This window comes from Georgenia wangjunii (assembly GCF_036421975.1).
Lineage (GTDB): Bacteria > Actinomycetota > Actinomycetes > Actinomycetales > Actinomycetaceae > Georgenia_A > Georgenia_A wangjunii.
This window is the reverse complement of the sequence record NZ_JAZGON010000012.1, coordinates 85,749-95,878: the sequence shown is the minus strand read 5'-3', so window position 1 is coordinate 95,878 and position 10,130 is coordinate 85,749. Positions and strand designations below refer to the sequence as shown.

Sequence of the window (10,130 nt, the reverse complement as noted above, 5' to 3'; positions counted from 1 at the left end):
CGGCGGCGCCGCGTCCGGTACCGGTGGTGCGGGAGCGCCAGTCGGTGAAGTCCCGGTCCCGCGAGCTGCCCCACGCCCCGTCCTCCTTGTGCGCGAGCAGCACCTGCCCCCGGTACACCGTCACGTCCCGGATCACCGCGTCCAGGGACCCGATGACCTCTTCCCGCTCGGCCCGCGCCCACCCGACCGCCGACGCACCCGGCGCACCCTCCCGCAGCCCCGCCAGCGCCGCGCGCACCGCGGCCACCAGCTCCGCCGGTGAGGCTGGGGCGCCACGCGGTGAGGGGTCGGCGGACGGTGAGCCGGTGCGTGCGGCAGGTCCGGCGGCGGGGCCTGCCGCACCAAACGGCGAGCCGAGCGGCCCGGACGAGGGGCCTCGCACATCCGCAAGCCCGGTGTCGGGACGATGAGGGTGACGAGGCATCGTGAGGAGATCGGGGCACTCGTGCGGCCCACCGGCCTTCGGCGTCGCCGCCATCGTCCTCACCTCCGCCCTACGTCGAACGCTTATATGGAAACTAGCTCTGACCACTGACATCGCCGCCGGGCCCTGTGCCACCTCGCGGGTCAGTCGCCGCCCGTCCCCGCCCGCTGCCGCCCGTCGGCGTCGCTGCCCCCGTCCCGCGCCCGCCGGCGGCAGTCGCCCGCTGCCGCTCGTCGGCCTCGCCGTCACCACCTCCGCGACCGCCGGCGGCAGTCACCGGCTGCCGCTCGTCGGCCCCGTCGCCTCCGGTCTCGCCGCCTGCCGCCCTCCGCGTCGGGGGGTTCTCCCGCCGCACCCCCACCACCGGGCGACGCGCGCGTCACAGCGCGCTCCCTCGCCCGCCACGCCACCGGCGCCTACAGTTGGAGGTCGGTGCACCGTCAGGTCGCCGGGACGGGAGACACGAATGAGCCAGCTGGGACGCATCCGTCGGCCAGCCGATCTTCGGCAGCTGACGAGCGCGGAGCTGGACGAGCTGGCGAAGGAGCTGCGCGACTTCCTCGTCGACTCCGTCTCCCGCACGGGCGGGCACCTCGGCCCCAACCTCGGCGTCGTCGAGATGACGCTGGCGATCCACCGCGTCTTCAGCTCCCCGCGCGACCGCGTCGTCTTCGACACCGGGCACCAGGCGTACGTCCACAAGCTGATCACCGGCCGGCACGACTTCGAGCACCTGCGCGGCCGCGGAGGGCTCTCGGGCTACCCGAGCCGCGCCGAGTCGGACCACGACATCGTCGAGAACTCGCACGCGTCGACGGCCCTGTCGTGGGCGGACGGCATCGCGAAGGCGCACGAGCTCGCGGGGCTGCGCGACCGGCACGTCGTCGCCGTCATCGGCGACGGCGCGCTCACCGGCGGCATGGCCTGGGAGGCGCTCAACAACATCGCCGAGGGCCAGGACCGGCGTCTCATCATCATCGTCAACGACAACGGACGCTCCTACGCGCCGACCATCGGCGGCCTCGCCCACCACCTCGACGCCCTCCGCACGGCCAGCGGCTACGAGAAGGTGCTCGGGTGGGGGAAGCGCACCCTCCAGGGAAGCGGGACACCGGGCCGCGTCACCTACGACGCGCTCCACGCGGTCAAGAAGGGCCTCAAGGACGTCCTCGCCCCCCAGGGCCTGTTCGAGGACCTCGGCCTGAAGTACATCGGCCCCGTCGACGGCCACGACACCGCTGCGATGGAGTTCGCCCTCCGCCGTGCCAAGGCCTTCGGTGGCCCCGTCATCATCCACGCCATCACGGAGAAGGGCCGTGGTTACGTCCCCGCTGAGTCCGACGTCGTCGACCGCTTCCACGCCGTCGGCGTCATCCACCCCGAGACCGGGCTGCCCGTGGCGCCCAGCCGGTTCGGATGGACATCGGTGTTCGCCGAGGAGATCGTCGAGATCGCCCGCCAGCGCTCGGACATCGTCGCCGTCACCGCAGCCATGCTCGCTCCGGTGGGCCTGGCCCCCTTCGCCGAGGAGTTCGGCGAGCGCGTCTTCGACGTCGGCATCGCCGAGCAGCACGCCATCACCTCGGCGGCCGGCATGGCGTTCGCCGGCCTGCACCCGGTCATCGCCCTCTACGCGACCTTCCTCAACCGCGGGTACGACCAGCTCCTCATGGACGTCGCGCTGCACAAGGCCGGCGTCACGTTCGTCCTCGACCGGGCCGGCCTCACGGGGGACGACGGCGCGAGCCACAACGGCATGTGGGACATGGCGCTCCTGCGGACGGTCCCGGGCCTGCGCCTCGCCGCCCCCCGCGACGAGGACACGCTGCGCGCCGAGCTGCGCGAGGCGGTCGCCGTCGAGGACGCGCCGACAGTCCTGCGCTACCCGAAGGGCGCGCTCCCGGAGCCGCTGCCCGCGCTCGCCCGCGAGGGGACGCTCGACGTCCTCGCCCGCTCCGCCGGGGACGGCGACGCACGCGTGCTCGTCGTTGGTATCGGCTCGATGGCGCCGACCGCCGTCGAGGTCGGGGCTGCCCTCGCGGCCCAGGGGATCGGTTCGACCGTCGTCGACCCGCGCTGGGTCCTGCCGGTGGCACCGGATCTGCTCGACATGGCGGAGAGGTACGACCTCGTCGTCACGATCGAGGACGGCCTCGCCAGCGGTGGGATCGGCTCGGCTGTGCGTGACGCTCTCGCGGACCGGGGTGACTTCCGGCCCGTCCAGACCCACGGCGTGCCGCTCGCCTTCCTCGAGCACGCGACGCGTGCGCAGCTCATCGAGGACTTCCGCATGCGCGCGCAGGACGTCGCGCGCGAGGCCGCTGCGACCGTCCTCGCCCTCGGTGCCGAGAGCCTCACGCCCGCGGAGCGCGCCGCCAAGCGCTGACAGCCCGGGCGCGAACTACGGCGTGCCGACGGCGGCCGCGGCGGGGACGACGGCGTGCCGAGGCGGGGACGACGGCGTGCCGAGGCGTGCCACGGTGGCTCGTGTCGCGGCCCCCGACGGCGGTCGGTCCAGAGCCTGTGGCGCCCCGTCGCCGTCGGCCGGGCACCAATGGCGCCCCGTCGCCCGGCTGGGCACCGATGGCGCCCGTCGCCGTCGGCTGGGCACCAACGGCGCCCCGTCGCCCGGCGCGGAGCATCCCTGGCGCCCCGTCGCCCAGCCGCACGCACCTGTGACCACCGACACGTGGCGGTGCGGTCCTTGGTCCCACGGCTCGTGGCCGTCGGCTTCGTACGGTGGTATCACCGCAGATCCCCACCGGGAGGCAGCCATGGCTAGCACCGTCCACGAGACCCCGTCCGTCGAGCAGCAGCGCACCGACGCGTGGCGCACGTTCGCGTCCGGACCCTGGCAGGACCAGATCGACGTCCGCGACTTCATCCAGCGCAACTACACCCCGTACTCCGGCGACGCGAGCTTCCTCGCCGGCCCGACGGAGCGGACCACCGGCATCTGGGCCCGCCTCTCGGCGATGTTCCCCGAGGAGCGCGAGAAGGGCGTCTACGACGTCGACGCGACGACGCCGTCGTCCATCACCGCCCACGCGCCCGGCTACATCGACCAGGACAACGAGCTCATCGTCGGCCTCCAGACCGACGCCCCGCTCAAGCGCGCGATCATGCCGTACGGCGGCTGGCGCATGGTCGAGACCTCGCTCAAGACGTACGGGTACGAGGTCGACCCGGTCCTGCGCGAGATCTTCACGACGTACCGCAAGACCCACAACGCCGGCGTCTTCGACGTCTACCCCCCGGACGTCCGCGCGGCCCGCAGCGCCCACATCGTCACCGGCCTGCCCGACGCCTACGGCCGCGGCCGCATCATCGGCGACTACCGCCGCGTGGCCCTCTACGGCGTCGACGCGCTCATCGCCGCGAAGAAGGACGAGCGCGCTGAGCTCGACGCCCAGCGCTCTGTCGAGGACGTCATCCGTGACCGCGAGGAGAACGCCGAGCAGATCCGCGCGCTCGCCGAGCTCAAGCAGATGGCCGCGTCCTACGGCTACGACATCTCCCGCCCCGCCCGCAGCGCGTACGAGGCCGTCCAGTGGCTCTACTTCGCCTACCTCGGGGCCGTCAAGGAGCAGAACGGCGCCGCGATGTCGCTCGGCCGGGTCTCGACCTTCCTCGACGTCTTCCTCGAGCGTGACCTCGTCGCGGGCGTCCTCACCGAGGCCCAGGCCCAGGAGCTCATCGACGACTTCGTCATCAAGCTGCGCATCGTCCGCTTCCTGCGGACACCCGAGTACGACGAGCTGTTCTCCGGCGACCCGACGTGGGTGACGGAGTGCATCGGCGGCATGGGCAGCGACGGGCGGCCGCTCGTCTCGCGGACCTCCTTCCGCATGCTCCAGACGCTGTACAACCTCGGCCCCGCCCCCGAACCGAACCTCACCGTCCTGTGGAGCGAGGCGCTGCCCGAGGGCTTCAAGCGCTTCTGCGCGCAGGTCTCCATCGACACCTCGGCCATCCAGTACGAGTCCGACGAGCTCATCCGGCCCGCCTGGGGTGACGACGCCGGCATCGCCTGCTGCGTGTCCGCCATGGCGATCGGCAAGCAGATGCAGTTCTTCGGGGCCCGCGTCAACATCGCCAAGGCTCTCCTCTACGCCATCAACGGTGGCCGGGACGAGAACTCGGGCGAGCAGGTCGCGCCCCTGAGCGAGCCGGTCACCGGCGACGTCCTCGACTACGACGAGGTCCTGGGCAAGTACGACACCCTCCTCGACTGGCTCGCCGCGACGTACGTCGACGCGCTCAACTGCATCCACTACATGCACGACAAGTACGCCTACGAGCGCCTCGAGATGGCCCTGCACGACAAGGAGGTGCTGCGCACGATGGCCTGCGGGATCGCCGGCCTCAGCGTCGCCGCCGACTCCCTCTCGGCGATCAGGTACGCCCGCGTCCGCCCCGTCCGCAACGCCGACGGCCTCGTCGTCGACTACGAGACCGAGGGCGACTTCCCGACCTTCGGCAACGACGACGACCGCGTGGACGCCATCGCCGTCATGCTCGTCGAGCGCTTCATGGCGAAGATCCGGGCGCTGCCGACCTACCGAGACGCCCTCCACACCCAGTCCGTCCTGACGATCACGTCGAACGTCGTCTACGGCAAGCACACGGGCAACACCCCGGACGGCCGTCGCACGGGCGAGCCCTTCGCTCCCGGCGCGAACCCCATGAACGGGCGTGACACCCACGGCATGCTCGCCTCGGCGCTCTCGGTGGCCAAGCTTCCCTACGCGGACGCGCAGGACGGCATCTCGCTGACGAACACGGTCGTGCCGTCCGGTCTCGGCCGCACGCCCGAGGAGCAGGCGACCAACCTCGTCGGCCTCCTCGATGCGTACATGAGTTCTTCCGGGTACCACATGAACGTCAACGTCCTCAACCGGGACACCCTCTACGAGGCCATGGAGCACCCGGAGAACTACCCGCAGCTGACGATCCGGGTCTCCGGCTACGCGGTCAACTTCGTCCGGCTCACGCGCGAGCAGCAGCTCGACGTCATCTCGCGGACGTTCCACGGGGCGCTGTGAAGCGTGGCCGGACCGGCTGACCCCGCCCGGCCTGCACGGCCCGGCGTCGATCGAGAGGATGGAGCGATGACCCAGCACACGGTGCGCGTCTCCGGCGTCGTCGCCCCGGACGGGATCAACGGCGAGTACGTCGCCGTCCCCGAGGACGCCGTGCCACGGTTGCGGGCCTCGGCCGGGACGGCGGGGATCGCCACGGTCGACGGGATGAGCCACGCCGAGCACCTCGCCGCCGTCCGGGCCGGCGACATCGGCTCCATGCACTCGTGGGAGCTCGTCACGGCGGTCGACGGCCCCGGCACGCGCCTCACCGTCTTCCTCGCCGGGTGCCCCCTGCGGTGCCTGTACTGCCACAACCCCGACACCCTGAGGATGAAGGACGGCGAGCCCGTCGAGGTGACCGAGCTCCTCGCGCGCGTGAAGCGCTACGTCCCGGTCTTCCGGGCCACGGGCGGCGGGCTCACCGTCTCCGGCGGCGAGCCGCTCATGCAGCCCGCGTTCCTCACGCGACTCCTGCAGGGGGCGAAGGAGCTCGGCGTCCACACGACGGTCGACACGTCGGGGTTCCTCGGCGCGCACGCGAGCGATGCCCTCCTCGACGCCGTCGACCTCGTCCTCCTCGACGTCAAGTCCGGCCTCCCCGAGACCTACCACCGCACGACGGGGCGCGAGCTCGCCCCCACCCTCGACTTCGGCCGCCGTCTCGCCGCCCGCGGCACCGAGATGTGGGTCCGCTACGTCCTCGTCCCGGGCCTCACCGACGCTCCCGACAACGTCGCCGCTGCGGCTGACTACGTCGCCTCGCTGGCCACCGTCACCCGTGTCGAGGTCCTCCCGTTCCACCAGATGGGGCGGGACAAGTGGGAGCGCCTCGGGATGACCTACCAGCTGGGGGACACGCCCGCGCCGACGGCGGACCTCACCGAGCGCGTGCGAGGGCAGTTCCGCGCCCGAGGGCTCACCGTCTACTGAGCCGCGGGAGGTGCCGCCTCAGGGCGTGCGGCGGCGGAGCGTCGCGGCCCCGAGGAGGAGCACCCCGACGATGACGGCGACGAGCACGGTGAGCTCGAGCCACAGGTCGGGTGACGCCTCGGTCGCGACCTCGTTCATGGCGTCCACCGCGTAGGACAGCGGCAGGGCGTTCGACACGTACTCCAGCGTGCGGGGCATCTCGTCGCGCGGGACGAGCAGGCCGCACAGGAAGAACTGCGGGAGGACGACAGCGGGCATGAACTGCACGGCCTGGAACTCGGTGCTGGCGAAGGCCGACACCGACAGGCCCAGCGCGACGCCGAGGAGCGCCGAGAGGACGGCGACGAGGACGAGCAACCACCACGGTCCCGCGGTCTGGAGCCCGAGCGGGCCGAGCGCGAGGGCTGAGGCCACGAGCGCCTGCACGGCGGCGATCGAACCGAGGGCGAGGGCGTACCCGAGGAGGAAGGAAGCCTTGCCGAGCGGCAGCGTGAGGAGCCGCTCGAGCGTCCCCGAGCGCCGTTCGCGCAGCGTCGTCACCGAGGTGATGAGGAACATGATGACGACCGGGAAGAGGGTGAGCAGCGCCGGCCCGACCCGCTGGAAGACCGGGCCGCCGTCGTAGACCCACCACAGCAGCGTGAGGAGCACGGCGGGGACGACGACGATCATCGCGATGGTCCGCGGGTCGTGCCGGAGCTGGGCGAGGACGCGCAGGGCCGTGGGGATCACGGTCGCCCGCCCGGTGCGGTGACGAGGGCGAGGAAGGCGGCGTCCGCCGTCGTCGTCCCGGTGCGTGCGAGGAGGGCGCTGAGCGGCCCGTCGGTGAGGACCTTCCCCTCGCGGAGCAGCACGAGGGTGTCGCAGCGCTGCGCCTCGTCCATGACGTGCGAGGAGACGAGGATCGTCGTGCCGCCGTCAGCCACGTCGGTGAACGTGCCCCACAGCGACTCGCGGATCGCGGGGTCGAGGCCCACGGTGGGCTCGTCGAGGACGAGGAGGTCCGGCCGACCGAGGAGGGCTGCAGCGAGCGAGACGCGGGACCGCTGGCCGCCGGAGAGCGAGCCCACGAGGCGGCGTCGTTGGGCCTCGAGGCCGACGGTCGTCGTCACGGCGTCGACGTCGGCTGCGCCGTCGCCGCGCACGCCGAGGACCCGCGCGAAGTAGCGGAGGTTCTCCTCGACGGTGAGATCGGGGTAGACGCTCGGCGCCTGGGTGACGTAGCCGACGCGGCGACGCAGCTCACGGCTCCCGGCCGGCCGGCCCAGGACGCTCACCGTCCCGCCGGCGAGGACCTGGACGCCGAGGATCGACCGGATGAGGGTCGTCTTGCCCGATCCGGACGGGCCGAGCAGCCCCGTGATCTTGCCGGCCGGGACCTCGAGACTCACGCCGTCGAGCGCCACTGCGCCGCCCCGCACGACGCGGAGGTCGCGGACCGTCACCGCTGAGCGCGCCATGACTCACAGTAGAACCGCTGCGGCGGCCGGCGGAAGGCGCGGGGAGACCACGCCGTGCCGGCGTTCGGGCCCCGCACGTCCTGCGGCGGCGGCGCCCGCCCCCTCAGCGGACGGGCACGCTCGCGACGCCCGGGGCGTGGAAGCGCCCGCCCGTCGCCTCCTCCGCGGCCCCCGTCCGGTCGAGGTACGGGGTGATCCCGCCGTTGTGGAGCGGCCAGCCCGCGCCGAGGATCATGGCGAGGTCGACGTCGGCCGCCTCCGCCACGACCCCCTCGGCCAGGAGCGCCGCGACCTCCTCTGCGAGCGCACGTCGCACCCGCGCGAGCACCCCGTCGGCGTCGAGCGGCTCCGCCAGGACCCGCGAGCCGAAGAACCGGGCGATCTCCGGGCGCACCGGCGAGGCGGCGGAGGGGCGGCGGCCGCCCGCCTCGACGAAGGCCTCGCGCTCGTCGACCATGCGGGCGAGACCGGGGGAGTCCGGGTACCGCTCGCCGAGCTCGGCGCGCAGCGTCTCGAGGACGTGGAGCGCCACCGCCGGGCCGACGAGCTGGAGGAGCTGGAACGGGCCCATCGGCAGTCCCATCGGGACGAGGGCCCGGTCGGCGTCGGCGACGCTCGTACCGTCCTCGAGCGCGCCGAGCACCTCGCCGAGCAGCCGCACGAGCACGCGGTTGACGACGAACCCCGGGGCGTCGGCGACGGCCACCGCCGTCTTGCGGCAGGCCGCGGCGACAGCGAACGCCGTCGCGTACGTCGCGTCGTCCGTGCGCGGGGTGCGGACGACCTCGACGAGCGGCATCTGCGCGACCGGGTTGAAGAAGTGGAGCCCGACGACGCGCGCGGGGTGCCGCAGGTCCTCGGCCATCCGGGTGACCGAGAGGGCTGACGTGTTCGTCGCCAGGACGCAGCCGACGTCGACGACGTCCTCGAGCTCGGCGAAGACGTCCTTCTTGACGCCGAGCTCCTCGAAGACCGCCTCGATGACGAGGTCGGCGTCCGCGAGGTCGGCCAGGTCCGTCGTCGCGCTGATGCGGCCGGCCAGGGCGTCCGCGGCGGCGGCGTCGAGGCGTCCGCCCGCCCGGAACTGCTCGACCTGCTCGCGCACGGCGGCGAGGCCGGCCTGCGCGCGCTCCGTGTCGAGATCACGCATGACGACGGGGACCCGCAGCGAGCGGGCGAGGAGGAGCGCGAGCTGGCTCGCCATGAGGCCCGCCCCGATGACGCCGATCCGGCGCACCGGCCGGGCGAGCGCCGCGTCGGGGGCTCCGCTCGGGCGCTTGGCGCGCCGGTTCGTCAGGTCGAAGGCGTACAGCCCGGCGCGGAGCTGGTCGGACATGATGAGCTCGACGAGCGCGTCGTCCTCCGCCGCGAACGCGTCGCCGCGCGGCGCGGTGCGGGCTGCGGCGACGAGGTCGAGCGCACGTGCGGGGGCCGGCGCGCCCCCGGCGGCACGCCGGGCGACCGAAGCCCGGCGGGCCTCGACCGCGGCGGTCCAGGCGGCCTCGTCGTCGGTGTGCGTCGTCCGCTGCGGCTCGATCGCCCCGCTGAGCACCTCGACGGCCCACGCGAGGCAGCCGGGAAGGAAGTCGTCACCCGGTCGCTGCACGGTGTCGACGAGGCCGGCGTCGAGGGCCGCCTGGGCGTCGAGCGTCTTCCGGCGGGCGGGGTTGTCGACGATGACCTGGAGCGCCGGCTCGGGCCCGAGCAGGCGGGGGAGGAGGTAGCACCCGCCCCAGCCCGGGACGAGCCCGAGCCCGGTCTCGGGCAGCCCGAGGCTGCGGACGTCCGCGGCGGCGGCGCGGTACGTGCACGCGAGGGAGAGCTCGAGGCCGCCCCCGAGCGCGAGGCCGCCGAGGAACGCGAAGCTCGGGACCGGCAGGTCGAGGAGCGTGGAGACGATCTCGTGGCCGGCGTGCGCGACCTCCTCCGCCTGGGCCGCGTCCGCGATCGTGGCGACGGCGCGCAGGTCGGCGCCCGCGACGAAGTACTCCGCCGTGCCGGTGAGGGCGACCGCGACGAGCTCTCCGGCGTGCGCCCGTGCGGCGGCGGAGGCGATCCGGTGCTGGAGCGCGGGCAGGCTGTCCGGCCCGAGCGTCGCCGGACGGCCGTCGGGACCGGTGAGGGTGATGAGCTCGAGCGTGCCGACGCCGAGGTCGACGTCCTCGGTCGTGACGGACGTCGTGCGGGTGGTGCTGGACATCGGCTCTCCTGCGATAGACGGCACTGTCGGTA

At 73.4% G+C, this 10,130-nt stretch carries 7 protein-coding genes; 3 read left to right on the top strand and 4 right to left on the bottom strand.

The features are described 5' to 3' along the window. Window positions 1–238 (bottom strand): hypothetical protein (locus V2J63_RS14735; protein ID WP_331231743.1); only part of this gene is annotated, 238 nt, incomplete at its 3' end. Window positions 239–890: 652 nt separating this feature from the next. Between V2J63_RS14735 and dxs the strand changes: the two genes are divergently transcribed. The 3 genes from dxs to pflA all read left to right on the top strand — a co-directional run bounded on the left by dxs (window position 891) and on the right by pflA (window position 6,438). Next, window positions 891–2,810 carry a 1-deoxy-D-xylulose-5-phosphate synthase gene (dxs, locus tag V2J63_RS14730; protein ID WP_331231742.1) on the top strand — a complete coding sequence of 640 codons (1,920 nt, stop codon included), beginning with the start codon at window positions 891–893 and terminating at the stop codon, window positions 2,808–2,810. A 388-nt stretch (window positions 2,811–3,198) separates the two neighbouring features. Continuing rightward, complete coding sequence (gene pflB, locus V2J63_RS14725; protein ID WP_331231741.1) at window positions 3,199–5,469, top strand: formate C-acetyltransferase; 2,271 nt, start codon at window positions 3,199–3,201, stop codon at window positions 5,467–5,469. A gap of 66 nt (window positions 5,470–5,535) precedes the next feature. Further along, window positions 5,536–6,438, top strand: a complete 903-nt coding sequence (pflA, locus tag V2J63_RS14720) for a pyruvate formate-lyase-activating protein (protein ID WP_491062013.1) — start codon at window positions 5,536–5,538, stop codon at window positions 6,436–6,438. 18 nt (window positions 6,439–6,456) lie between these two features. On the opposite strand, the gene V2J63_RS14715 is transcribed toward pflA, so the two are convergent. The 3 genes from V2J63_RS14715 to V2J63_RS14705 all read right to left on the bottom strand — a co-directional run bounded on the left by V2J63_RS14715 (window position 6,457) and on the right by V2J63_RS14705 (window position 10,098). Then, window positions 6,457–7,170 (bottom strand): ABC transporter permease, encoded by a 714-nt coding sequence (locus V2J63_RS14715; protein WP_331231740.1) that lies wholly within the window; start codon window positions 7,168–7,170, stop codon window positions 6,457–6,459. Then, complete coding sequence (locus V2J63_RS14710; RefSeq protein WP_331231739.1) at window positions 7,167–7,898, bottom strand: ABC transporter ATP-binding protein; 732 nt, start codon at window positions 7,896–7,898, stop codon at window positions 7,167–7,169. The genes V2J63_RS14715 and V2J63_RS14710 overlap by 4 nt, the downstream gene beginning before the upstream one ends. Before the next feature lie 103 nt (window positions 7,899–8,001). Then, complete coding sequence (locus V2J63_RS14705) at window positions 8,002–10,098, bottom strand: 3-hydroxyacyl-CoA dehydrogenase NAD-binding domain-containing protein (protein ID WP_331231738.1); 2,097 nt, start codon at window positions 10,096–10,098, stop codon at window positions 8,002–8,004. Window positions 10,099–10,130 lie beyond the last annotated feature (32 nt).